Source organism: Vibrio sp. B7, assembly GCF_963888765.1.
GTDB classification, from domain to species: domain Bacteria; phylum Pseudomonadota; class Gammaproteobacteria; order Enterobacterales; family Vibrionaceae; genus Vibrio; species Vibrio anguillarum.
Genome location: NZ_CAWPKR010000040.1, coordinates 96,633 through 121,539, shown reverse-complemented (window position 1 = coordinate 121,539; position 24,907 = coordinate 96,633). Strand labels below are relative to the sequence as shown.

Annotated in this window: 20 protein-coding genes; 2 read left to right on the top strand and 18 right to left on the bottom strand. The window is 45.4% G+C overall.

All coding sequences use genetic code 11. The features are described from left to right. Window positions 1-40 precede the first annotated feature (40 nt). The 18 genes from tilS to rpsB form a co-directional block, all read right to left on the bottom strand. Window positions 41-1,351 (bottom strand): tRNA lysidine(34) synthetase TilS, encoded by a 1,311-nt coding sequence (tilS, locus tag AACV32_RS17395; RefSeq protein ID WP_017046606.1) that lies wholly within the window; start codon window positions 1,349-1,351, stop codon window positions 41-43. Window positions 1,352-1,483: 132 nt separating this feature from the next. Next, window positions 1,484-2,443: an acetyl-CoA carboxylase carboxyl transferase subunit alpha gene (gene accA, locus AACV32_RS17390; protein WP_017046605.1), complete on the bottom strand. Its 960-nt coding sequence runs from the start codon at window positions 2,441-2,443 to the stop codon at window positions 1,484-1,486. Window positions 2,444-2,490: 47 nt separating this feature from the next. Further along, a complete protein-coding gene (gene dnaE / locus AACV32_RS17385) occupies window positions 2,491-5,970 on the bottom strand; it encodes a DNA polymerase III subunit alpha (RefSeq protein WP_170895520.1) in 3,480 nt (1,159 codons plus the stop codon). An 81-nt stretch (window positions 5,971-6,051) separates the two neighbouring features. After that, window positions 6,052-6,693: a ribonuclease HII gene (rnhB, locus tag AACV32_RS17380; protein WP_017049708.1), complete on the bottom strand. Its 642-nt coding sequence runs from the start codon at window positions 6,691-6,693 to the stop codon at window positions 6,052-6,054. Between the two features lie 17 nt (window positions 6,694-6,710). Further along, complete coding sequence (gene lpxB, locus AACV32_RS17375; protein ID WP_170895519.1) at window positions 6,711-7,859, bottom strand: lipid-A-disaccharide synthase; 1,149 nt, start codon at window positions 7,857-7,859, stop codon at window positions 6,711-6,713. 105 nt (window positions 7,860-7,964) lie between these two features. Beyond that, window positions 7,965-8,753: an acyl-ACP--UDP-N-acetylglucosamine O-acyltransferase gene (gene lpxA / locus AACV32_RS17370; protein ID WP_026027915.1), complete on the bottom strand. Its 789-nt coding sequence runs from the start codon at window positions 8,751-8,753 to the stop codon at window positions 7,965-7,967. Window position 8,754: 1 nt separating this feature from the next. Continuing rightward, window positions 8,755-9,186 carry a 3-hydroxyacyl-ACP dehydratase FabZ gene (gene fabZ, locus AACV32_RS17365; protein WP_026027636.1) on the bottom strand — a complete coding sequence of 144 codons (432 nt, stop codon included), beginning with the start codon at window positions 9,184-9,186 and terminating at the stop codon, window positions 8,755-8,757. A 116-nt stretch (window positions 9,187-9,302) separates the two neighbouring features. Beyond that, window positions 9,303-10,334, bottom strand: a complete 1,032-nt coding sequence (gene lpxD / locus AACV32_RS17360; RefSeq protein ID WP_013856213.1) for a UDP-3-O-(3-hydroxymyristoyl)glucosamine N-acyltransferase — start codon at window positions 10,332-10,334, stop codon at window positions 9,303-9,305. A gap of 7 nt (window positions 10,335-10,341) precedes the next feature. Further along, a complete protein-coding gene (locus AACV32_RS17355) occupies window positions 10,342-10,851 on the bottom strand; it encodes an OmpH family outer membrane protein (protein WP_013856212.1) in 510 nt (169 codons plus the stop codon). 15 nt (window positions 10,852-10,866) lie between these two features. Beyond that, a complete protein-coding gene (gene bamA / locus AACV32_RS17350) occupies window positions 10,867-13,299 on the bottom strand; it encodes an outer membrane protein assembly factor BamA (RefSeq protein ID WP_017046601.1) in 2,433 nt (810 codons plus the stop codon). A 48-nt stretch (window positions 13,300-13,347) separates the two neighbouring features. Next, on the bottom strand, window positions 13,348-14,706 hold the full coding sequence (rseP, locus tag AACV32_RS17345; RefSeq protein WP_013856210.1) for a sigma E protease regulator RseP: 1,359 nt from the start codon (window positions 14,704-14,706) through the stop codon (window positions 13,348-13,350). Further along, complete coding sequence (ispC, locus tag AACV32_RS17340) at window positions 14,703-15,911, bottom strand: 1-deoxy-D-xylulose-5-phosphate reductoisomerase (protein ID WP_017047316.1); 1,209 nt, start codon at window positions 15,909-15,911, stop codon at window positions 14,703-14,705. Before ispC ends, rseP begins: the two co-directional genes overlap by 4 nt. A 48-nt stretch (window positions 15,912-15,959) precedes the next feature. Then, window positions 15,960-16,802, bottom strand: a complete 843-nt coding sequence (locus AACV32_RS17335; protein ID WP_017047317.1) for a phosphatidate cytidylyltransferase — start codon at window positions 16,800-16,802, stop codon at window positions 15,960-15,962. A 13-nt stretch (window positions 16,803-16,815) separates the two neighbouring features. Next, window positions 16,816-17,571, bottom strand: coding sequence for an isoprenyl transferase (locus tag AACV32_RS17330; protein ID WP_013856207.1), 756 nt, complete (start codon window positions 17,569-17,571; stop codon window positions 16,816-16,818). A gap of 95 nt (window positions 17,572-17,666) precedes the next feature. Continuing rightward, the gene (gene frr / locus AACV32_RS17325) at window positions 17,667-18,224 is read right to left on the bottom strand and encodes a ribosome recycling factor (protein ID WP_010320122.1); all 558 of its coding nucleotides are present in this window, start codon (window positions 18,222-18,224) and stop codon (window positions 17,667-17,669) included. Between the two features lie 35 nt (window positions 18,225-18,259). Further along, window positions 18,260-18,991: a UMP kinase gene (pyrH, locus tag AACV32_RS17320; protein ID WP_010320123.1), complete on the bottom strand. Its 732-nt coding sequence runs from the start codon at window positions 18,989-18,991 to the stop codon at window positions 18,260-18,262. A gap of 152 nt (window positions 18,992-19,143) precedes the next feature. Beyond that, the gene (gene tsf / locus AACV32_RS17315) at window positions 19,144-19,989 is read right to left on the bottom strand and encodes a translation elongation factor Ts (RefSeq protein WP_013856205.1); all 846 of its coding nucleotides are present in this window, start codon (window positions 19,987-19,989) and stop codon (window positions 19,144-19,146) included. Between the two features lie 128 nt (window positions 19,990-20,117). Further along, window positions 20,118-20,849, bottom strand: a complete 732-nt coding sequence (gene rpsB, locus AACV32_RS17310; protein ID WP_013856204.1) for a 30S ribosomal protein S2 — start codon at window positions 20,847-20,849, stop codon at window positions 20,118-20,120. A gap of 384 nt (window positions 20,850-21,233) precedes the next feature. Between rpsB and map the strand changes: the two genes are divergently transcribed. Further along, on the top strand, window positions 21,234-22,076 hold the full coding sequence (map, locus tag AACV32_RS17305) for a type I methionyl aminopeptidase (RefSeq protein ID WP_170895518.1): 843 nt from the start codon (window positions 21,234-21,236) through the stop codon (window positions 22,074-22,076). A gap of 117 nt (window positions 22,077-22,193) precedes the next feature. Then, window positions 22,194-24,818 (top strand): bifunctional uridylyltransferase/uridylyl-removing protein GlnD, encoded by a 2,625-nt coding sequence (gene glnD / locus AACV32_RS17300; protein WP_170895517.1) that lies wholly within the window; start codon window positions 22,194-22,196, stop codon window positions 24,816-24,818. Window positions 24,819-24,907 lie beyond the last annotated feature (89 nt).

The following is a 24,907-nucleotide window of genomic DNA, read 5'->3' as shown; positions in this document are numbered from 1 at the left end:
ATTCATTGTATGTTTTATACGAATTTTGCATGAAAAGCGTTCATTTGTCCCAGATGAGTTCACAATCTTGCCCACTGAAGTCACGATCAACAAATAAATTTGCAATCGCAACCACTTGATTCCGATGCATCAATATTGGCGTTCTTCGTCGTAGCCAACTCGGCACGCCATACTCTTGAAACAATTTTTTTAGCTTTCGACTTCCCACTCGTCCGACAGGGCATGCTGCCAGCCCTTCAGGATTAAACGTAACGCTTAATTGATGGCAATCATCAGGCAAGGCTATTCCCTTGCTAGCACCATGAGACGATAACGTCAGATTACCTAGTCCATCAGGCAAGGTTAATGATTGATCGGGCACAATCATCGCCTGCCAATCTGAAATGTCTTGATAAGTTTGGATGCAATATAGCTTTTGGTCAAAGCGGCGGATCTCACTTTGCCCTAGTTTAAGCCGAGGATTCGCATCAATACGCGCAGACGCCACTTGTTGCCAAATCATCGCCAAATGTTCTTGAGTCGGCATTGGCTCCCCCAATTGAGCAAGCCACATTCTTAGCAATTGATAGCGTGCTAATTCGCTGCGATGAGAAAGCGCGGTAATTGATAAACTGCCATCAGGCATTTTTGCCTCTTGCATTGCCTCTTGTAGCAGCTCTTCAAGCAACACCTGCTGCTGAGCACACAATGTCGCACTACGAGCAACCGCTTGGTGAATATGCGGCCAGCGCTGCGTAAGAACTGGCGTGATGTGATGGCGGATAAAATTACGATCAAAACGGGTATCTTGGTTACTTTCGTCCTCGACCCAATCCAAATTCTGGGTTACGGCAAAGCTTTCGATCTGTACGCGAGTCGCCGCAAGCAAAGGACGGACGATTTTCCCCGCGCCAAATGGCATCGCTTGTGCCATCGAAGAGAGTCCTTTGGGTCCACTACCACGCTTTAACGCGAGCAAAAATGTCTCGATCTGATCATCGCTATGCTGTCCAGTTAGCAACAAATCGTCAGTGTTAATGTATTTCGCTAAAACTTGGTAACGCGCCGTACGCGCCAATGACTCCACACTTTCACCGCTAGCGGTATCGAGTTGCACCCGTTCAATAAAAAAAGGGATCGTGGCGTGTTGGGCCCAGCGCTGGCACTGTTTGGCCCACTCATCGGCATGTTGACTTAATCCATGATGAACATAAACAGCGCAGCACTCACAGGAGGTTTCGTCACGATATTGCGCCAATAGTTCAAGCATCACCCGCGAGTCCATGCCACCACTAAAACCCAAGACTAATTGGCTGCTTGCTAAGCGATGACGATTGATAACGTGTGAAAATAGCGAATAAAGTTCAGACATGGGTTTTCAGTGCTAAGAGGAATTGATGCCAGTTTACCTTGAAACGCGCCAAGCAAACCAGTCCTGAAATCGGGCCGATAAAAAAGGGCTGGACAGAATCCAACCCTTTTTATTTATTGTTCGCTCTGCTGTTTAGCAGTAGCCGTAGTTCATCAAACGTTGATAACGACGAGCCAATAATGCTTCTTCATTCAGCGGCGCTAAATCAGCAAGCTGTTTTAGCAGTGTTGCTTTCATATTGGCGGCCATTTGTATTGGATCGCGATGCGCGCCACCTAATGGTTCTTCGATAATTTCATCAATCAGCTCAAGCTCTTTTAAGCGAGGAGCGACTAAGCCCATCGCTTCAGCCGCTTGCGGTGCTTTATCTGAATCTCGCCACAAGATTGAAGCGCATCCTTCTGGCGAAATTACCGCATAAGTGGAATATTGCAGCATGTTCACGTAGTCACCCACGCCAATCGCCAAAGCACCACCAGAGCCACCTTCACCGACAACATTACAAATAACTGGCACTTTCAAGCCTGACATCACTTTTAGGTTTGTAGCAATCGCTTCAGATTGGCCACGTTCTTCAGCGCCAACACCAGGATAAGCACCTGCGGTATCAATGAAGGTAATAATAGGCATGTCAAAACGTTCAGCCATTTTCATCAAACGTAGCGCTTTGCGATAGCCTTCTGGTTTTGGCATTCCGAAGTTACGTCTTACTTTCTCTCTCGTTTCACGTCCTTTTTGGTGACCAATCACCATCACCGGACGTCCCTCTAAACGAGCAATGCCGCCGACAATCGCTTTGTCATCAGCAAAAGCGCGATCACCAGCCAACTCGTCAAACTCAGTGAAGACATGGTTGATGTAATCAAGCGTGTAAGGGCGTTGTGGATGACGTGCCAATTGAGCTACTTGCCATGCCCCTAAATCACCAAAGATTTTCTTCTTAAGCTCTAAGCTTTTCTTTTCTAGCTGTTCGATCTCTTTGTCGAGATCAACGGACTTATCACCACCATGGCGAGACACGTCGCGTAGCGCCTGAATTTTAGCCTCAAGTTCAGCAATTGGTTTTTCAAATTCTAGAAAATTTAGGCTCATCTACCGATCCTTTTATACTCAGCGTTCAACATATTTGACGCCAAATTTTAGTTAAATTCGAGTTCTACCTGATCTTTGCCAAGTAGCTGTTTCAATTCGTCTAACAATGTATCACTTGGGGTTACACGCCACTGCGTACCAAGAGTGAGTCGCACTCTCGCCTCTGCGCGTTGGTAGTATACATTGACAGGTATAGTCCCTGCTCGGTGAGGCTCTAAGATCTGACTAAAGCGCTCAAAAAACTGGCTGTCTATCTGTGATTGTTCAATCGATATCGACAAGCCACGGGCATATTTTTCACGCGCACTGCCCAAGTCCATGACTTCGCGCGCCGACATTTTAAGGCCACCATTGAAGTCATCAAAGCTGACCTGTCCAGAAATCACTAAAATTCTATCTTTTTCTAGCAGCTCTGCATACCGCTCTAACGCATCAGAGAATAACATCACTTCCATACGTCCTGAACGATCATCTAACGTCATGATGCCAATCCGCGTACCACGCTTGGTGGTCATGACTTTAGCAGCAATCACTAACCCCGCTAAAGTGACGGATTGATCGCGTCGCGTTGGTGTGGCATCTTTTAGTCGACAACTGGTGTACTTAGCAAGTTCCTTAATATGTGCGTTTATTGGATGCCCGGTCAAATAAAGGCCTAATGTATCGCGCTCACCTTCAAGCCAAACTTTCTCAGGCCACTCGGGGACTTGCGTATATTTATGTTCTACTTCTTCTGGCGCATCAGTCAATACACCAAACATATCAACCTGACCAAAAGCTTCAGCTTGGTGGAATTGGCTGGCCGCTTTCACAGCATCATTTAATGAGGCCATCATGGCAGCACGGTGTGGGCCTAAACGGTCCAAAGCACCCGCATAAATAAGCTTTTCAATCACACGCTTATTGACTTTTTTCAAATCAATTCTGGCGCAAAAATCAAACAAATCTTTAAAATAGCCGCCGGCTGTGCGCGCTTCTAAAATCGCTTCAATCGGCCCTTCACCCACACCTTTGATCGCGCCAATACCATAGACAATCGCGCCATTTTCATCGACGTTAAAGCGGTACAAGCCGGCGTTAATATCCGGTGGTAACACTTTAAGATTCATGCGTAAACATTCATCCACTAAGCCAACCACCTTTTCGGTGTTGTCCATGTCGGCCGTCATTACTGCCGCCATAAATTCGGCTGGGTAGTGGGTTTTTAACCATAAGGTTTGATAAGAAACCAGAGCATAAGCCGCAGAGTGCGATTTGTTAAACCCGTAACCGGCGAATTTTTCTACTAAGTCGAAGATTTTCATCGACAATTCGCCATCCACGCCGTTTTTTATCGAACCTTCTTCAAAAATCGCCCGCTGCTTGGCCATCTCTTCTGGCTTTTTCTTACCCATCGCACGGCGCAGCATATCCGCGCCGCCTAGTGTGTATCCGGCTAGGACTTGGGCGATCTGCATCACTTGCTCTTGGTACAAGATGATGCCGTAGGTTGGGTCTAGAATTTCTTTTAATGACTCATGTTGCCATTTTTCATCTGGGTAGGAGATCGCCTCTCGGCCATGTTTACGGTCGATAAAGTTATCCACCATCCCCGATTGCAAAGGCCCTGGGCGAAACAGGGCCACTAGTGCAATGATATCTTCGAAGCAGTCTGGCTGGAGACGTTTGATCAGATCTTTCATGCCGCGCGATTCTAACTGGAATACCGCCGTGGTTTCAGAATTTTGCAATACACGAAATGAAACTGGGTCTTCTAACGGGATAGCTTCAATACGAACGGGCTCTTTGCCTTCTCGTTGTAAGCGCGGGTTAATCAGCCCTAGTGCCCAATCGATAATGGTTAAGGTACGTAGACCTAAGAAGTCAAACTTGACTAAGCCTGCGGTTTCAACATCGTTCTTATCAAATTGAGTAACGGGGAAATGCCCTTCAGCATCCGCATAAATCGGCGAAAAGTCGGTAATTGTGGTTGGGGAGATCACTACCCCACCCGCATGCTTACCAGCGTTACGCGTGCAACCTTCTAGAATTCGGCACTTATCAATCAGCTCTTTGACGTCTTCGTCATTGTTGTACAGCTCAGGTAACGCGGGTTCAGCCTTAAACGCCTTTTCGAGTGTCATTCCTGGATCTAGTGGAATAAGCTTTGAAATGCGGTCGACAAATCCAAACGGATGACCAAGCACGCGTCCCACGTCACGAATGACCGCTTTGGCAGCCATAGTACCAAAGGTGATGATCTGTGATACCGCATCACGACCATACATTTCAGCAACGTGATCAATAACTTGGTCACGTTTATCCATACAGAAATCGACGTCAAAATCGGGCATTGATACCCGTTCTGGGTTCAAGAAACGTTCGAAAAGTAAATCATATTGTAGTGGATCTAAATCGGTGATTTTGAGCGCGTAAGCCACCAATGAACCCGCACCCGATCCGCGCCCCGGTCCCACCGGAATATCGTTATCTTTTGACCACTGGATGAACTCCATCACAATCAAGAAATAACCGGGGAATCCCATGTTATTAATCACTTCGAGCTCAATTTGCAGCCGTTCATCATATTCAGGGCGACGTTGTGCGCGAACCTCAGGATCGGGGAACAGAAATTCAAGACGCTCTTCAAGGCCTTCTTGTGATTTCATCACCAAGTATTCGGTTTCTTTCATTCCTTCCGTTGGAAAGGCGGGCAAGAAATATTCCCCCAAACGGACGGTAACATTACACCGTTTGGCAATCTCAACACTGTTTTGCAGCGCTTCAGGAATGTCGGCAAACAGCTCACACATTTCCGCTTCGGTGCGCAAATATTGCTGTGGGCTGTAATTTTTTGGCCGACGAGGATCTTCCATGGTGTAGCCATCATGAATCGCTACTCGAATTTCATGCGCTTCAAAAAACTCTTCGCTGAGAAACACCACTTCATTGGTTGCAACGACGGGCAGATCGTTATTTTCAGCCAATTCTAGAGCAAAGTGCAGATAGCTCTCTTCGTCGGCTCGCCCTGTGCGAGTCAATTCAAGGTAAAAACGATCGACAAAATGAGTTTGATAAAACTCGACACATTTATCGACTAACGCCTGATTACCTTTAAGCAGTGCTTTGCCTATTTCACCACTTTTTCCCCCCGAAAGCACAATCAAGCCTTCGGCATATTTCACTAGCCACGTTTTATCAATCACAGGTAGGTGTTGCACATGACCGCGTAGATAAGCATCGGAGATCAGTAAGGTCAGATTTTTGTAACCAACATTATCACTCGCTAGAACCGTCAGCTTGGTGAGCTCATCACCAAACTCCTCGGATTGCATGACAAAATCTGCACCGATAATCGGCTTTACCCCACAGTTATGAGCGGTACCATAAAATTTGACCAAACCACATAAGTTCGTGAAGTCGGTCAACGCTACGGCAGGCATCCCCATCTCGGCCACTTTTTTCACAAGCGGTGGCACTTTGGACAAGCCATCGATCATAGAAAAGTCGCTGTGGACACGAAGGTGGACAAACTTTGGTTCTGGCATGCAATAAAATCCTAGATGCTAGGTTTGGTACAAGATTTGGCGGTTATTCTACGCGAATCTGCTCGTGGCTGACACCCGCAATTAGTCAATTCCAAGCACGCGTTTCACTGGCTTAAAGCTTTTACGGTGCTCTGCGATGACGCCATGCTGTTCGATCGCGGCAAAATGCGCTTTAGTTGGATAGCCCTTATGTTGAGCAAAGCCAAATTGTGGGTACAATTTATCGAGCGCTTCCATCTCTTTATCGCGTACCACTTTGGCAATGATTGAGGCGGCGCTGATTTGCGCCACACGCATATCACCCTTGACGACTGCGATACCATGCATCGGTAATTGTGGGACACGGTTGCCATCAATTAAAGCCAAATCAGGTTGAATCGCTAGACCTGCAATCGCGCGTTGCATCGCCACCATAGTCGCTTGAAGAATATTAAGCTCATCAATTTCAGCTGGTGAACAGCGGCCAACAGACCAAGCGAGCGCCTTTTGTTGAATTTCAGGAAAAAGCGCTAGGCGTTTTTTTTCTGATAACTTTTTCGAGTCGGCTAAACCTTTAATCGGATTATTCGGATCCAAGATTACTGCGGCAGTCACTACGTCGCCCACTAATGGACCTCGGCCAACTTCATCCACTCCTGCAATCAAAACATAGCCCTTAGGGTATTCAAAAGGAGTCAGTGTTTGTTCTGCCATCTTGTCTATTTTCCTCTCGTTATTTTTCAATCGCTCTTTCTTAATCGTTAATGGTTAATCAAGCTTAAAACCGCCTTGGCGGCTTGTTGATCCGCACCTTTGCGGATCCAGTGATGCATTTCAGTAAAACGTTCAATTAAAGAGGAATTATCACGACTGAGCATGCTATCGACCGCAGGAAACAGATGTTGCGGGTCGCATTCATCAAGAATGAACTCAGGAACCAGTTCTTCTCCGGCTAAAATATTGGGCAGTGAAACAAATTTGGTTATCGCAAGCTTCTGAACCAACCATCCGGTAAGCCAGTTCACTTTGTATCCCACCACCATCGGCCGTTTGAGCAACATGCATTCCAGTGCGACTGTGCCAGAGGCAAGCAGCACAGCATCTGCAGCCGTGATGACATTACGCGCGGTGTCTTCAATAATAACAAAATCGAGCTCTGGGGCGATCTCCTGCCAAATGGTTTCAAACTGCTGTTTACGTTTGGGATTGACGGCAGCTACAACAAAACCAATATCAGGGTATTTCTGTTTGATTTGTCGACATGTTTCAATAAATGGCTTGGCAATTAAACCGACTTCTCCCCCTCGGCTACCGGGTAGCACAGCCAGCCACTGTTTATCTGTCTCTAATTTCAACAGTTCACGAGCGGCAATTTTATCGGGTTGCAGTGGAATGGCATCGGCCAGTGTATGGCCGACAAATTCGCACGCAACCTGATACTTGTCGTAAAACGCTTTTTCAAACGGAAGAAATGCCAGCACTAGATCGGTCGCCGCATCGATTTTAAAAATACGTTTGGGACGCCATGCCCATACAGATGGGCTCACGTAGTGGACGGTTTTGATGCCCGCTTTTTTGAGATCAAGCTCTAGTCGTAAATTAAAATCTGGTGCATCAATACCAACAAACACATCCGGCGGATTGGCTTTAAAATACTTCACCAACTGCGCTTTAACTTTCAGTAAACGCGGTAAGCGGCCAAGCACCTCAACCAGACCCATCACGGCTAGCTCTTCCATATCAAATAAAGATTCACAACCTTGAGCAATCATCTTAGGGCCACCAATACCGACAAATTGTGCATTGGGATATTGCTGCTTGATGGCTTGAATGAAGCCTTCTCCTAATGTATCGCCAGAAAGCTCTCCGGCAACAATACCGATTCTTAGGGGATTTTCATGTGAGTGCATATCGTTTCCTAACAGAATCCGCTCAGCCGTTATGCGGCATCAAAAAGACAAAAGATCGCTAAACAAGTAGCGATCTTCGGATATTAATCAAAACTCAGTGGCGAACTAACGAATAATGCCACGCTCAGTTTTTTCTAGTAAATCAGTAAAACGCTGAATCGATGGGTACTCTTTCGCCATCTCAACCAATATAGGTAAGACCTCTGCTTGCGTTTTACCTGATCGGTAAATCTCTTTATACGCTTTTTGTAGCGCGCGAATTTCGGCTTTTTCAAAACCATTTCGCTTCAAACCAACAAGGTTAAGGCCAAATGGTGAAGCATGGTTACCTTGTGCTAACACGTAAGCAGGGACATCTTGCACAACAGCAGAACAACCACCGATATAGGCATAAGCACCAACGCTACAGAAAGGATGAATCGCCGACAACGCCATAACACCGGCATAGTCACCGACCGTCACATGGCCGCCAAGAATTGCGTTGTTACCAATGTGCGTATGATTACCAACAATCACATCGTGCGCAATATGGGCATTCACACACAATAGGTTGTCGTTGCCAACAACTGTTTGTGTTTTATCTTGCATCGTACCACGGTGAATTTGCACCGCTTCACGAATAACATTGCGATCACCAATGACGACTCGTGTATCTTCACCACCATACTTCTTATCTTGGTTCTCTTCGCCAATGACGGCGTGAGGGAAAATACGGTTCTCTTCACCAATGACGGTGTTTCCTTTGATGACCACATGCGACATCACTTCCGTACCTTGGCCAATGCTTACCCCAGAGGTGATGTAAGTAAATGGACCAACAGTGACGTTAGCTCCGATGGTAGCGCCATCTTCAACCACCGCACTTGGGTGGATTTGTGCAGTTTCATGAATCATATTAAAACTCTCTACGAGCACATTTCATTTCAGCTGAACACACAACCTCACCATCAACTTTCGCTACGCCATTAAACAACGCAATACCACGACGCTCTTTAATGAACTGCACTTCGATGATCAGTTGGTCGCCAGGACCTACAGGCTTACGAAACTTCGCATTATCAATACTAGCAAAGTAATACAATTCGTTATCTTTCGGTGCACCAAAGGTTTTGAATGCAAGTAGGCCCGTTGCTTGTGCCATTGCTTCTAAAATCAGTACACCTGGAAAAATAGGTAACTGCGGAAAATGACCAGTGAACTGAGGTTCATTAACTGACACATTTTTCAAGCCAACAAGGTATTTGCCTTCTTCAAAGTCAATTACACGGTCAATCAACAGAAATGGGTAACGGTGAGGAAGCAGCCTCTGAATTTCAGTGATGTGCATCGTTTTCGTTTCAGTCGTCAAAGTCATATTCCTATACAGTAAAACTTTCAAAAATTATTTGGCATTATAGACGAAAAAGACTCGCAGTTGGCGAGCCTAATCGGGAAAAAGTAGAATTAGGATTCCGCTTCCTGCTCTAAGTACTTTTCAAGTGCTTTAAGTCGCTTGTGCATATCTTCGATACGGTGAACGCGAGCGGCAGTTTTACGCCATTCTTTGTTCGGTTGCAACGGAATACCAGAAGAGAACATGCCTTTCTCGGTGATGCTACGCATCACCATCCCCATGCCAGTAATGGTGACCCCATCGACAATCTCGATATGGCCATTGATGACAGTACCACCACCAATAATGCAATATTTGCCTATGTGGGTGCTGCCAGCAATGATGGTACCGCCAGCAATTGCAGTGCCGTAGCCAATACAGACGTTATGTGCAATCTGTAATTGGTTATCGAGAATGACGTTATCTTCAATAATCGTGTCATCTAATGCGCCACGATCAATTGTCGTGCAGGCACCGATTTCAACTCGATTACCGATCCGGACAGTGCCAATTTGCGGAATTTTAATCCACTCACCTTTCTCATTGGCATAGCCAAAACCATCAGAACCAATCACGGCACCTGACTGAATAAGGCACGCCGAGCCAATTTCCACTTCGTGGTAAACGCTGACATTTGCCCACAACTGGGTGTTAGCGCCAATTTTGGCGTTTTTACCGATGAAACAGCCAGCACCAATGGAGACGTTATCGCCCAGCTGCACGCCCGTCTCAATGACCGCGTTTGCACCAATAGAAACGTTCTGCCCTAGCTGGGCATCCGGTGCAACAACCGCAGAAGAGCTGATATCACTCGCAGGTCGCGGTGTAGTGTCCAGCGCTTGCGCCACCTTTGCAAAAGCAACGTATGGATCAGCGACGACCAATACATTGGTTGTACACAATTCACGTTCACTAGCCTTGACCATAATCACCGTTGCGCGGCATTGACCAAGGTGTTTGTTATATTTGGGATTAGAGAGGAAAGTTACGTAACCTTCCTGCGCCTTATCCATAGGTGCGACAGCGGAAACTGTCGCAGAGCCATCACCAAACAGCTCTCCCCCGGTGATGGTTGCCAATTCGGCTAAAGTCAGTTTTGCCATAATAATATTATTTTAGTTGTTTAATTACTTTCTCTGATAGGTTGTAGTCCGGCTTACCATATTGCATAGCTTGCACGTCAACAACGATGTCATAACCTTCTTTTTCCGCAACTTTCTTCACAGCGTCTTGAATCACCATGAAGAGTTTTTGCTTCTCTTCACTCTCACGACGCGCTGAGGCTTGCTCTAACGCTTGCGCTTTGATTTTGTACTTGCTGTCTAATTGACCAATTTCAATACGCAGCTTCTCGATCTCATCTTGACCTAGCAGTTCGCCATCACGTTTAAGTTTTTCAATTTTGGTTTTTGCTTCAGCTTGAATTGACTGTAGCTCTGCCCCTTTATCTTTAAACTCTTCTTGTAATTTTTGCAGCACAACTTCTCGTTGAGGTAATGCTTGGAATACTTGCGCGGTATTAATGTAACCTACTTTCTGCGCCGCCTCAGCGGCTTGCGCAAAAAATGATGAACTCAGTACAACTAGGCCCAATCCTGCCGCTTGAATCGCTTTTTTCAAAATACTTTCCTCTAATTAGAATGTTCTGCCGATCGTGAAAGTGAAGAACTCTTCATTATCACCTTCATAAATTTTAATAGGTTTGGCAATTGAAAATACCAATGGCCCCATAGGTGACATCCACTGTAGTGCCGCACCATAGGAGGAACGGTAATTCATTGGATCTGAGTAATCGTAATAATACTGATCACCATAACCGAGTTTCCCATCTTTGTAATCGAACTCTGTATCCCAAACGCTGGCCATATCGAAGAAGATGCTGGTGCGAATTTGGCTACGAGTTTCATCAGAGGCAAATGGCGTCGGTACAATCAGCTCTACGCTGGCCAGCGCGACCGCGTTACCACCGACAGAGTCATCTGTTGCGCTATAGCAGCGGTTGTTGCCACCATTATTGCCATTACAGCCTGTCGCATCGTTATAAATCGCTTTCGGTCCAGCCGAGTTAGATCCAAAACCACGCAAAGTGGTAAAGCCACCTGCATAATAGTTTTCATAGAATGGGAACAAGTTATCGTTACCATCCGTTTTCCCGTAACCATTACCATACCCTAAGCGTCCTCTTAGCAAGAGTGAAAACTCATGTTTTTTGGTTAATGGGAAATACTGGCGGACATCGTACTGCGCTTTGAAATACTTTACGTCTGAGCCCGGCACGGTCATCTTGTAGAAAGCGCGTTGGTGATTCCCCGCCGTTGGGAAAATGGTTCGGTTTAAATTATTGCGCGTCCATGAGATGTTGACGTCAAAGTCATTGGTGATCAAACTGCCATCATCGCTACGATTACTCGCTTGAGACTGTAAGAACTGACTAACTTGCACATACTCATCGATATTACCGATCTTGTTGTGCGTGTAACCGATACCGAGGTCAAAACGGTTTAATTCGTCAAATGGGAAACCCCACGTTAAACTTGTGCCGTAACTTTCATTGGTATAATCAACAATACCTGCTTCAGAAGCCTCAAACTGGTTATAGAAAATCTTACCACCCAAACTGACACCATCAAGGTTCCAGTAGGGATCACGGTAATCTAAACTGATGTTCTTTTGATAGTCGTTCATCATGGCATTGATGCCAACTCGATTACCTGAACCAATGAAGTTGTCTTGTTGTAAACCAACCTGAAAACTCACGCCTGATTCTGTACCATAACCGACACCAAAGTTAACACTACCTGAGTTGGCCTCTTTCACGTTGTACACCAGATCGACTTGGTCTTCACTACCAGGTACACGTACGGTTTGCACATCCACTGTTTCAAAGAAGCCAAGACGGTTCAAACGGCTCTTACCTGTATCAATCGCTTTAGAGCTCAGCCAACTGCCTTCCATTTGACGCATTTCGCGGCGCAAAACTTCATCTTTGGTTGAGTTATTACCGACAAAGCGAATATCACGGACATAGATACGCTTACCCGCTTCCACATGAACAACCAAGGAAACTTCTTGCGTTTCATCATTAAATTCTGGGATGGTTCGAACTTGAGGATAAGCATAGCCAGCTTCACCCAATACTCGTTTTACATCTTCTTCAAGCTTGGTCACCAGTGAGCCGTTATAGGTTTCCTCGGCTTCAAACGGGATTAAAGCGGTAAATTCAGCCTCTTTGCCAATCAGCTCTCCGCGGAATTTAACGTCTTTGATTTTATAAGGCTGACCTTCGCTAATGCCTAAAGTGATATAAACGCCTTTTTTATCAGGAGAAATAGCAACTTGCGTGGAATCGACTTGAAACTTTAAGTAGCCACGGTCGAGGTAGAAAGAGCGCAAAGCTTCAATATCAGCGGCTAAGACCTGCTTTTGGTATTTATCATCAGAGAGGAAATTCCACCACGCCACATCGACATTCAAATTGAAGCGTGACAGTAAATCTTGGTCACTAAACACTTCATTGCCAATAAAGTTGATTTGCTGGATTTTCGCAGAAACCCCTTCACTGAACACAAATTTAAGGTCAGCACGGTTGCGAGGTAAAGGTGTCACCACCGCTTTTACGGTCGCGTTGTACTTACCCACGCTGTAGTAAAAATCTTCCAACCCCTTTTCAATGTTGCTCAAGGTCGTACGATCAAGCGCCTCACCGATGCGGATATTGGATGCATCAAGATTCTGCTGCAACTGCTCTTCTTTGATCGCTTTATTTCCAGAGAAGGAAACACTTGCAATGGTTGGACGTTCTTTAACCTGAACGATCAGAACGTTGTTGTCTCGTAATACTTTGATGTCTTCAAAGTTGCCCGAAGTGTAAAGTGCTTTGATAATATCCGCGACATCTTGTGCATCAACGGTATCGCCAATTCGAACGGGCATTTTAAGCAATGCGGCGCCGAGCGCAACGCGTTGAAGCCCTTCAATTTGAATATCCTGCACTACGAAATTCTCGGCACTATGTGCTGAGAGGCTGGTTGCCAATAGTGTCGCGAAAAGGATCTGTTTCATTGCCATATTTATTCTTGTTATTCCTTGCTACAACTTCTGCCTAATGGTTACAAATCACAGGCGACTAAAATCATTAAATATTGCCACAGCCATCAAAGAAAAGATGATCGCCCCACCAATTCGGTATCCCATTTCTTGAATCTTCTCTGGGACAGGACGACGAATAACGGCTTCAATTGCAAAAAACAGTAAGTGTCCGCCATCTAACATTGGCAGTGGTACTAGATTGATAATGCCTAAGTTGACACTAATCAGAGCCAGAAAACCCAAGAAATAGACCAAACCATAGTCAGCGGTGGTTCCAGCTCCTTTGGCAATCGAAATTGGCCCACTCAGATTATTCAACCCCACATCACCGACCACCAGTTTTTTCAACATACTGACGGTTAGGTTGATCACTTGCTGTGTTTTTTCAACCGCTTTTCCGACTGATTCAAATACACCATATTGCAGCTCAAATCGATAACTTTCCGGCCATTCTGCGACTTTAGGAGCGATTCCCGCAAAACCTATCGTTTTGCCTTGCGGTAACTCACGAACGTCAGGCGTAAGCTCGATAGTCAAGCGTTGTTCATCACGCACAACAACCAATGAAACTGGCTGATTGGGATGGCTTTGTATCAACTCCACAACTTGCTGCCAATGGTTTATCTTCGCACCGTTGGCTTCGATCAAGGTGTCGCCAACTTCTAACCCGGCCTTCTCTCCGGCGCTGCCTTGAGAAACATTGGTTAGCGTCAGCGATATTTCAGGAACAAATGGTTTAAAACCTAACGCTCCCATAGCAGACTCTGTTTCTGGGTTAAAGTTCCAAGAACGGATATCTAATGTTTTGATTTCATCCACACCAATTTCATTATTGGTTCCGACGGTGAGCGTTAATTGTTCATCACCAATATGGCTAATCAGCCCCATATTGACCGATTCCCAATCTAAGGTATTCACTCCTGAGACTGCTTTGATCTGCATTCCTGACTCTAAACCCGCTTGAGCGGCGATCGATTGCGGGGCAATTTCGCCAATCACAGGTTTTACCGCTGGAACACCAATTAAGAACACGAGCCAATAGGCAAAAATGGCGAAGAAAAAGTTAAAAGCAGGCCCAGCACTCACGACAGCGACACGTTTCCACAATGGTTTTTGGTCAAAAGCTAAGGGTTTTAATTCAGCTGGAACATCATCAACACGGCTATCGAGCATTTTAACGTAGCCGCCGAGAGGAATAATTGATAGGTTGTACTCGGTGCCATCTTTGGCTACTCGGCTCCAAAGTGATTTACCAAAGCCAATGGAAAATTTTTCGACTTTAATTCCGCAGCGACGTGCTACCCAAAAATGACCAAATTCATGCACAGCAACCAATATACCTAACGCAATGATGAAAGAGACGAAATTCCACAAAATACCACTCATAATAAATGCTCTTGTATGATTTGCTGGGCAATAGTGCGCGCCATTCTATCGAGCTCTAACAAGCTTTCCAAGTCATAGCAATGTAACTGAGTATGTGCTGCACACACTTTTGACAATACACGTTCATTAACTTGTGCGATATCGGTAAAACGAATTTGCTTATTTAAAAAAGCTTCAACGGCTATTTCGTTGGCTGCATTTAAAGAGGTGGTGGCATGTTGCCCTTGATAGCAAGCATCAATCGCCAACCCCAAACAAGGATAACGCTCGTAGTCCACATCCATAAAACTCAAATTACTTAATTTGGTAAAATCCAGTGCCGGAACACCCGCAGTAATGCGTTCTGGATAAGAGAGAGTTAAAGCAATTGGCGTGGACATATCGGGTTCCCCCATTTGCGCAAGCACCGAACCATCTCGGTACTGCACCATAGAGTGGATCACCGACTGTGGGTGGATTAACACTTTTAATTGCTGTTTCGATGCATTAAACAGCCACTTAGCTTCAATATATTCCAAACCTTTGTTCATCATGGTAGCGGAATCAACCGAAATTTTCGGCCCCATCGACCAGTTAGGATGAGCAATCGCTTGCTGTGGTGAAACATCAGCTAACGTGGATAAATCACTGTAGCGAAAAGGGCCACCAGAACCCGTGAGCAGAATATGTTGCACACCATGTTCTTGTAAATCACAGCGACCCAAAGAGCCTTGAATTTCAGGGGGTAAGCATTGAAAAATCGCGTTATGTTCGCTATCGACAGGGAGCAATTCAGCACCGTATTTTTCGACCGCATCAATAAACAATTGGCCAGACATCACCAAGGCTTCTTTGTTTGCCAGCAAAACACGCTTGCCCGCCTTTACCGCAGCCATGGTTGGTAACAAACCTGCCGCACCAACAATCGCCGCCATCACCGTATCCACCTCATCTAATGCGGCGACGTGGCACATGGCGTCTTCACCAAATAATACGGTTATTTTTAAGTTCAATGACTGCAATTGAGCTAAAAGCTCATCCGCCGCCTTTTGGTTTGCCATTACCGCATAAACTGGCTGCCAACGCTGGCATAGCTCACGCATTTTATTGACATTATTTCCCGCGGCTAAAGCCACAACGGAAAAGTGTTCGGGATTTTGAGCCACGACTTTTAATGTGCTTGCCCCAATTGAACCTGTGGCCCCGAGAATCGTTAACTTACGCATAGCAACAACCGTGAATTAAGATTGGGGTAAGACAGCTTAACCCAAGCATTAGAAAATGAAATACAGTAGAGCAAAAACAGGAAATGCAGCCGTCAGGCTATCGATACGATCCAAAACGCCACCATGCCCAGGAATAATATTACTGCTGTCTTTAATTCCTGAAACGCGCTTAAACATACTTTCGACCAGATCACCGAGCACAGAGATAATCACAGTCGCTAATGTAATACCAACCATCGACAGCGTGTTTGTAAACCGGATATCAAACCAATCAGCAGTAAACCACGCCACAATCAATGCCGTAATAATGCCACCAATCAACCCTTCAATGGTTTTATTTGGACTGACTGCTGGTGCCATTTTGTGCTTACCAAAACTTTTGCCCGCAAAATAAGCGCCACTGTCTGCAGCCCAAACAATTAAGCAGACAAATAGCACCAACTTAGCACCGTGGTATGGCTCACTCAAAAAGGCTTCTGCGCGTAAAAAAAGGACGCTCCAGAAAAAAGGAAGTAGCGTAAGCACACCAAAAAGGTGCCTAAGTAGATTGGATTTTTCCCACCATGGACGGGATTTAGGATAGGTAATAGCTAAAAAGCTAGAAAACAGCCACCAAGCCACCCCAACACTTAATATCACATAGTGATTCGAGTTCATGTTGGCTAGGCTAACGGCATCAGGGGAAATCAGTAGGTAACTTGCTCCACCAATGATAATGGCGGGTAACAGCGCCAGATACCTAGATGTCGAATCGATAAACTGCGTCCATTCCCATACACCGACGAGCGCCACAAGGGCCAAAACGGCCATAAATAGGGGGAGTGGCAGTTCAAAAATGCCCAGCATCACCAGTGGAGCTAATATGAGCGCCGTGATAATTCGTTGCTTCAAACTAATGGATCCTTTATTTCTGTTCCATCAATGCCTTAACCTGTTCCCCTGTGCAGCCAAAACGGCGTTCACGGTTAACAAACCAAGTCACTGCTTCAATTAAACTTTCTTCACCAAACTCAGGCCAGTAAATCGGCGTAAAGTACATCTCTGCATAGGCCAATTGCCACAACATAAAATTACTAATACGACATTCACCGCTGGTACGAATGAGCAAATCCACTTCAGGAATATCAGACATCGTTAGCGACTGTGTAATCAGCGTCTCGTCAATCTGATCAGGAGAAAGCTCACCGCTCGCCACTTTAACCGCGATAGAGCGCATTGCTTCTGTGATATCCCATTTTCCGCCATAGTTTGCGGCGATATTAACGACCATGCCACTGTTTGATGAGGTTAACTCTTCTGCCTGAGCTATTTTTGTTTGTAAGCGTGAGCTAAAACGTGTTTTATCACCAATGACTCTAAGACGCAGATTGTTCTTATGCAGCTTTTTTACTTCTGTGGATAGCACAGTAATAAATAACTCCATCAACACGCCTACTTCAGCTTCCGGACGCCGCCAATTTTCACTACTAAAGGCAAACAGAGTAACGGCTTTAATACCCAATTTCGCTGCAGTGGAAATCGTTCTTCGGACCGCTGCTACACCATTCTTATGGCCAAATACACGAGGCTTACCTTGCGCTTTAGCCCAACGGCCATTTCCGTCCATAATGATTGCGATGTGCTGAGGTAATACATCAGATGAGAGGGATGAGTTTTGCATAAGAAATTAATTGATTACCAAACTGATAGGGCAAAATAGCATAAAAAAACGCTGCACTGTGAGCACAGCGTTTTAGAAAGGCTAAAAAGAGCGAATTAAACTTCCATTAACTCTTTTTCTTTTGCAGCAAGAACTTCATCAATTCTCTTAATCGCTACATCGGTAAGTTTTTGAATCTCTTCTTGCGCTTTATGATCTTCGTCTTCAGAGATTTCTTTATCTTTCAGTAGAGCTTTTAAGTCGCCATTGGCATCACGACGAATGTTGCGAACCGCAACGCGACCACCTTCGGCTTCACCACGAACAATTTTCACCAAATTACGACGACGTTCTTCGGTCAGTGGTGGCAGTGGTACACGAATAACCGTACCTGCAGACATTGGGTTTAGACCCAAATCAGACATCAAAATCGCTTTTTCAACTTTTGGCGTCAACTCTTTATCAAAAACAGTGATCGCGAGAGTACGTGCATCTTCAGCTACAACGTTAGCGATTTGATTCAGCGGTGTCGAAGCACCATAGTAATCGACAGAAATGCCGGAGAGTAAACTTGGGTGAGCGCGACCAGTACGTACCTTAGAAAGGTTGTTTTTCAGGGCATCTACGCTCTTATCCATACGCTCTTGAGCGTCTTTCTTGATTTCGTTAATCACAAATATCACCTACTTGTTTTTTTGTTTTGGAGTGATTAGTCAGCGGTGCTAATTAGTGTACCTTCCGCTTCACCCATTACCACGCGACGTAGTGCGCCCGGTTTGTTCATATTAAATACGCGGATTGGCATTTTATGGTCACGCGCTAGCGTAAACGCGGCCAAGTCCATCACTTTTAGCTCTTTTTCAAGCACGGTTGTATAAGACAGCTTATCATACAGTTCTGCGTCTGGGTTTGCCACTGGGTCTGCACTAAATACGCCATCTACTTTTGTCGCTTTTAGAACCACATCCGCTTCAATTTCAATACCGCGCAAACAGGCAGCAGAATCAGTTGTGAAGAATGGGTTACCAGTACCCGCAGAGAAGATCACAACACGGCCTTGACGTAGTTGGCTGATAGCATCGGCCCAATTGTAATCGTCACACACACCTTTAAGAGGAATGGCAGACATCACGCGCGCATTCACATAAGCACGGTGCAAAGCATCACGCATTGCCAAACCATTCATTACGGTTGCCAGCATTCCCATGTGGTCGCCCACAACACGGTTCATGCCCGCTTCAGCAAGACCTGCGCCACGGAATAAGTTACCGCCGCCGATGACAACACCCACTTGAACACCCAGTTCAACCAGTTCTTTTACTTCCTGTGCCATGCGATCTAACACCGCAGGATCAATACCAAAACCTTCTTCGCCTTGTAGCGCTTCACCGCTAAGTTTTAACAGGATACGTTGATAGGCTGGTTTAGGGTTCGTAGTCATGGAGCTTACCTTCCAAATAGAGAGTTGTTAATTAACAGTCATGATTTAAAACTGAATACTGAATTCTAAATCATCACAATTAGTCTCAATATGCCATTCGTAAAAAGACCGCAGCCTTGGCTACGGTCTCTTTTTAGGCAAAATCGCTAGGATTAACCTTTTTGAACCATTGCAACTTCTTCAGCGAAGCTAAGTTCTTGAGCTTTCTCAATACCTTCACCAACTTCTAGACGTACGAAGTTAGTAACGGTTGCGCCTTTAGCTTTCAGCATTGCGCCAACAGTTTGAGAAGGGTCCATGATGAACGCTTGACCAGTAAGTGATACTTCACCTGTGAACTTAGTCATGCGGCCTTCAACCATTTTCTCAGCAATTGCTGCTGGCTTGCCAGATTGCATTGCGATTTCGATTTGGATTTCACGCTCTTTAGCCACAACTTCTGCTGGTACATCTTCAGGGTTCACGTACTCAGGTTTTGCAGCAGCAACGTGCATTGCTACGTGTTTGATGGTCTCTTCATCCGCTTCACCAGCAACCACAACACCGATACGGTCGCCATGGCGGTATGAACCTACTTTAGCGCCTTCGATGTAATGAACGCGACGGATAGTGATGTTTTCACCAATTTTAGCAACAAGAGCAATACGCGCTTCTTCAAATTTAGCTTGAAGTGCTGCGATATCTAGACGCTCAGCAAGTGCAACCGCTAGAACTTCGTTAGCGAACGCTAGGAAGCTTGAGTCTTTTGCTACGAAGTCAGTTTGGCAGTTCACTTCTAGAAGTGCTGCAAAACCATCAGCTTCTTTAATTAGGATAGTACCTTCAGCTGCGATGTTACCTGCTTTTTTCGCTGCTTTAGCTGCGCCGCTTTTGCGCATGTTTTCAATTGCTAGTTCGATGTCAGCGTTTGCTTCTACAAGCGCTTTTTTACATTCCATCATACCTGCGCCAGTACGCTCGCGCAGTTCTTTTACTAGAGCAGCAGTTACAGTTGCCATTCTCTATTCCTCAGTTGATTCTGGTGGTAAAAATCAGGGGCCGATTGTTTGGCCCCTGATGCTAACTATAACTTGTTCAATGCATCAATCGTGTGACACATATAATCAAGTGTGACTCAGAGCCGCTATTATTCTGCTTCTACGAAACCGTCTTTTGCAGCAGCAAGTGCAGCTGCATCTTTGTTACGACCTTCGTTAACCGTTTCTGCAACAGCATTTAGGTAAAGCTGGATTGCACGGATTGCGTCGTCGTTACCAGGGATAATGTAGTCAACGCCATCTGGGTTAGAGTTAGTATCAACAACAGCGTAAACTGGGATACCTAGGTTGTTTGCTTCTTTAACTGCAATGTGCTCGTGATCTGCATCGATAACGAATAGTGCGTCAGGTAGACCGCCCATATCTTTGATACCACCAAGAGATTTCTCTAGCTTCTCCATTTCACGAGTACGCATTAGAGCTTCTTTCTTAGTTAGCTTATCAAAAGTGCCATCTGTTGCTTGAATTTCAAGCTCTTTTAGACGCTTGATTGACTGACGAACAGTTTTCCAGTTAGTTAGCATGCCGCCCAACCAGCGGTTGTTAACGTAGAATTGGTTGCTTGCGATAGCCGCTTCTTTAACAGCTTCAGATGCTGCGCGTTTAGTACCAACGAAAAGAACTTTACCTTTTTTCTCGCCAACTTTTTGTAGCTCAGCTAGAGCTTCGTTGAACATAGGAACAGTTTTTTCTAAGTTGATGATGTGAACACGGCTACGAGCACCAAAAATGAATGGCTTCATTTTTGGGTTCCAGTAACGAGTCTGGTGACCGAAGTGAACACCAGCTTTTAGCATGTCGCGCATTGATACAGTTGCCATTTAAAAATCCTCTATGGGGTTAGGCCTCCACATTCCCCATGTATCCGACCCCTAACATCTATTCGGTTGTTGCCGATAGTTTTATTGTTGGAGCACCCCGGAACACGTGTCGGAATGTGTGTGATTTAAAGATAATGTGTTTAGAAAGGAAGGTGGGCTTCGTCATTTCAGAAGAAAACGCACTTCGATTCCGGCGCGCTTTATACCATATTTAGCCCTTCTCTGGCTAGAAAAAAATACGACACATCATGGCTTAGGTAAGCTGTAGTTATGCAAACAATTCTTACTTACCGACAGGGATCCCTTGCGATTCATCCATGCACTGCTAGAATAACGCCCATTCGCACAGTTAAGTGCTTAAGAATTAATGCATAGAGAAAGCCGATGTCTGTAAAAATCAAAACTGCTGAAGAAATAGCCAAAATGCGCGTCGCGGGTAAACTGGCTGCCGATGTCCTTGAGATGATTGAACCGCATGTAAAAGTGGGCATCACCACTGAAGAACTTGACCAGATCTGCCACAAGTACATCACTGAAGTACAGCAAGCTATTCCAGCACCATTGAATTACCACGGTTTTCCTAAATCGATCTGTACCTCTATCAATCACATTGTTTGTCACGGTATTCCGGCAACTCAAGATACGCAGTATGGGCAATTACAGCGTCCAGCGGTACTGAAAGAGGGTGATATTCTGAACATTGATATCACGGTTATTAAAGATGGCTACCACGGTGATACCTCAAAGATGTTCTTTGTCGGTGAAGTGTCGCCAGCAGATAAGCGCCTATGTCTTGTTGCGCAAGAGTGTCTTTATATCGGCATGAAGAAGGTCAAACCCGGAGTTCAATTGGGTGAGATTGGTACTGCGATCGAAAAACACATTAAAACCAATAATAAAAATAACCCACGCCTTAAATTTTCGATTGTGAAAGATTATTGCGGCCACGGTATTGGCGATCAATTTCATGAAGAACCACAAGTGGTTCACTATAAAAACGGCGACAGAACCGTACTGCGTGAAGGGATGATTTTCACTATCGAGCCAATGATTAATGCGGGTAAATTTGGTTGCCGCCTTGATGATGAAGACAATTGGACGGTTTACACCGCCGATGGCAAAAACTCAGCGCAGTGGGAACACACCATTTTGGTTACCGCCACTGGCTGTGAAGTGCTGACGCTGCGTGAAGAAGAAACCATTCCACGTCTGATGCATAACGCCTAATTACATCGAACCAAAACCTTATCAATTAATATCCCTCTTGCAGGGATATTTTTTTATCTGCAGTGATTTGATACAGTCAGTCTACGTTGTGACATATCACTAGCATGGATTGCCGTTATGCCTTTTCAGTCTCCCCTCACCTTTACTGACACACAACTCACTATCGGCGAGCTTAAACAACAACTTGAACAGTTCACTCAGTATCAGAAACATCAATTTTTGCACCACCATCCGGTCAACGACCTGGTATTAGGCCGCTCTGAATATATGGACCAACTGCTCTACAGGTTATGGGAACATTATTCATTTTCGCAGGTTCCAGACATCAGTTTAGTGGCCGTCGGAGGCTATGGCCGCGGTGAACTTCATCCTCTTTCAGATATCGATATTCTGGTCGTCTCCAATCATACTTTACCCGCTGAACTCGGCAGTAAAATTAGCGAATTCATTACCTTGTTGTGGGATTTGCGTTTAGAAGTGGGCCATGCCGTGCGTACCGTGCAGCAGTGCGCTGAAATTGGCCGTGAAGATTTAACCGTCGCGACAAACTTACAAGAAGCTCGGCTATTATGTGGTAGCGAAGAGACATTTTATAAACTCAAGATGTTGATTCATTCCGAATCGTTTTGGCCAAGCGAAACCTTTTACCGCGCCAAAATTCAAGAGCAGCGCGACCGACACGCTCGTTACCATGACACCACTTATAACCTTGAACCCGATATCAAATCGACTCCTGGAGGCTTAAGAGACATTCATACTTTAAGCTGGGTGGCTAGACGCCACTTTGGTGCAACATCACTGCTTGAAATGAGTCGTTTTGGTTTTTTAACTGATGCTGAATATCGTGAGCTAGTAGAGTGCCAAGACTTTTTATGGCGTGTGCGCTTTGCGCTGCACATTGAATTAAAACGCTATGACAATCGGCTTATTTTTGCTCATCAAGCTCAAGTGGCAGAACATCTGGGCTTTACTGGTGAAGGAAATCGCGCAGTCGAGATGATGATGAAAGAGTTCTACCGTACTCTACGTCGTGTTGCGGAACTCAACAAAATGCTCTTGCGTCTGTTTGATCAAGCCATACTCAATAACGGCGAAGAAGCCGTGGCAGAAATTTTAGATGATGATTTTCAACGTCGTGGCAACTTAATAGAAGCTCGTAAACCAGCGCTTTTCCAAGCTCGCCCTGAAACGATCTTAGATATGTTTATTCATATCGCCAATGATTCCAGCATCGAAAGCGTTGCGCCCACAACCATGCGCCAGTTGCGTACAGCCAGAAGGCGGCTCAATAAATTCCTACACACCATTCCCGAAGCGCGTGAAAAATTCATGGCATTGGTACGTCACCCTAACGCACTACATCGTGCGTTCAGCCTGATGCATAAATTAGGCGTGCTCGCCGCTTATCTTCCCCAATGGAGCCAAATTGTTGGACAAATGCAGTTCGACCTATTCCATGTTTATACGGTCGATGAACACAGCATTCGTCTTCTCAAACACATCAATACCTTTAGCTACGCACAAAATCACGATAAACACCCCATCTGTTGCGAAGTCTACCCACGTCTCCAGAAAAAGGAGATGCTGATTCTGGCCGCTATTTTTCACGACATTGCCAAAGGGCGTGGCGGCGATCACTCTGAAATCGGTGCGGTAGAAGCCTATGATTTTTGTATTGAACACGGTTTATCAAAACCTGAAGCAAAATTAGTCTCTTGGCTGGTACAAAACCACCTCTTGATGTCGGTAACGGCGCAAAGACGCGACATTTACGACCCAGATGTCATTACCGAATTTGCAAAAAAAGTGCGCGATGAAGAGTATCTCGAACATCTTGTTTGCCTAACTGTCGCGGACATCTGCGCTACTAACCCTGAGCTTTGGAACAGTTGGAAACGCACCTTGCTGGCAGAGCTATATCACTCAACACAGCGGGCACTTAGGCGTGGGCTTGAAAACCCGGTAGATGTGCGCGATCGCATTCGCCACAACCAACAAATGGCATCCGCATTGCTTCGTAAAGAAGGCTACAGCGCACGTGAAATTGAAGTGCTTTGGCAGCGCTTTAAAGCCGATTACTTTTTGCGTCACACTCACAAGCAGATCGCTTGGCATTGTGAGCACCTACTCAAACATAGCGACCCAAGCCAACCGCTGATCCTGATGAGCAAAAAAGCCACTCGTGGCGGCACTGAATTGTTTGTTTATACTAAAGATCAACCCGCCCTCTTTGCAACTGTGGTTGCTGAACTAGACCGTCGAAATCTCAATGTTCATGATGCGCAGATCATGTCGAGTAAAGATGGCTACGTCCTTGATACCTTCATGGTACTGGATCAAAACGGCCATGCAATTGACGAAGAGTGTCACCCATCGTTGATCAAACACCTACTCAGTGGGCTAGAAACGGGTTGGCAGAACAAACTGAAATTGCGCCGCACACCACGTAACTTGCAACATTTTAAAGTCAAAACTAAAATCGATTTTTTACCCACCAAAAGCAATAAACGAACCTTAATGGAATTAGTCGCACTTGATACTCCGGGACTGCTAGCAACGGTCGGAGCCACATTTGCTGACTTAAACATTAACCTGCATGGTGCAAAAATCACCACCATTGGCGAACGAGCAGAAGACTTGTTTATTCTCACCGGTTCACAAGGCGGAAAATTGAGTGAAGAAGAAGAGTGCACGTTACGTGAAATGCTGATTAAAAATGTTTCTGAACTCGCGCCAAATTAAACGGAAAAGGAAAGCGATCTGGTCCACAACTTGAACCATTGATATCACGATGAACTATCTCGGGCGAGCATGGACTGCTACATTGAAAT

Bases quoted from the DNA above. Each gene is read 5' to 3' on its own strand.
- tilS (WP_017046606.1), bottom strand. From the start codon at position 1,351: ATGTCTGAACTTTATTCGCTATTTTCACACGTTATCAATCGTCATCGC.
- accA (WP_017046605.1), bottom strand. From the start codon at position 2,443: ATGAGCCTAAATTTTCTAGAATTTGAAAAACCAATTGCTGAACTTGAG.
- dnaE (WP_170895520.1), bottom strand. From the start codon at position 5,970: ATGCCAGAACCAAAGTTTGTCCACCTTCGTGTCCACAGCGACTTTTCT.
- lpxB (WP_170895519.1), bottom strand. From the start codon at position 7,859: ATGCACTCACATGAAAATCCCCTAAGAATCGGTATTGTTGCCGGAGAG.
- lpxA (WP_026027915.1), bottom strand. From the start codon at position 8,753: ATGATTCATGAAACTGCACAAATCCACCCAAGTGCGGTGGTTGAAGAT.
- fabZ (WP_026027636.1), bottom strand. From the start codon at position 9,186: ATGCACATCACTGAAATTCAGAGGCTGCTTCCTCACCGTTACCCATTT.
- lpxD (WP_013856213.1), bottom strand. From the start codon at position 10,334: ATGGCAAAACTGACTTTAGCCGAATTGGCAACCATCACCGGGGGAGAG.
- bamA (WP_017046601.1), bottom strand. From the start codon at position 13,299: ATGGCAATGAAACAGATCCTTTTCGCGACACTATTGGCAACCAGCCTC.
- rseP (WP_013856210.1), bottom strand. From the start codon at position 14,706: ATGAGTGGTATTTTGTGGAATTTCGTCTCTTTCATCATTGCGTTAGGT.
- ispC (WP_017047316.1), bottom strand. From the start codon at position 15,911: ATGCGTAAGTTAACGATTCTCGGGGCCACAGGTTCAATTGGGGCAAGC.
- AACV32_RS17330 (WP_013856207.1), bottom strand. From the start codon at position 17,571: ATGCAAAACTCATCCCTCTCATCTGATGTATTACCTCAGCACATCGCA.
- pyrH (WP_010320123.1), bottom strand. From the start codon at position 18,991: ATGACTACGAACCCTAAACCAGCCTATCAACGTATCCTGTTAAAACTT.
- tsf (WP_013856205.1), bottom strand. From the start codon at position 19,989: ATGGCAACTGTAACTGCTGCTCTAGTAAAAGAACTGCGCGAGCGTACT.
- rpsB (WP_013856204.1), bottom strand. From the start codon at position 20,849: ATGGCAACTGTATCAATGCGCGACATGCTAAAAGCTGGTGTTCACTTC.
- map (WP_170895518.1), top strand. From the start codon at position 21,234: ATGTCTGTAAAAATCAAAACTGCTGAAGAAATAGCCAAAATGCGCGTC.
- glnD (WP_170895517.1), top strand. From the start codon at position 22,194: ATGCCTTTTCAGTCTCCCCTCACCTTTACTGACACACAACTCACTATC.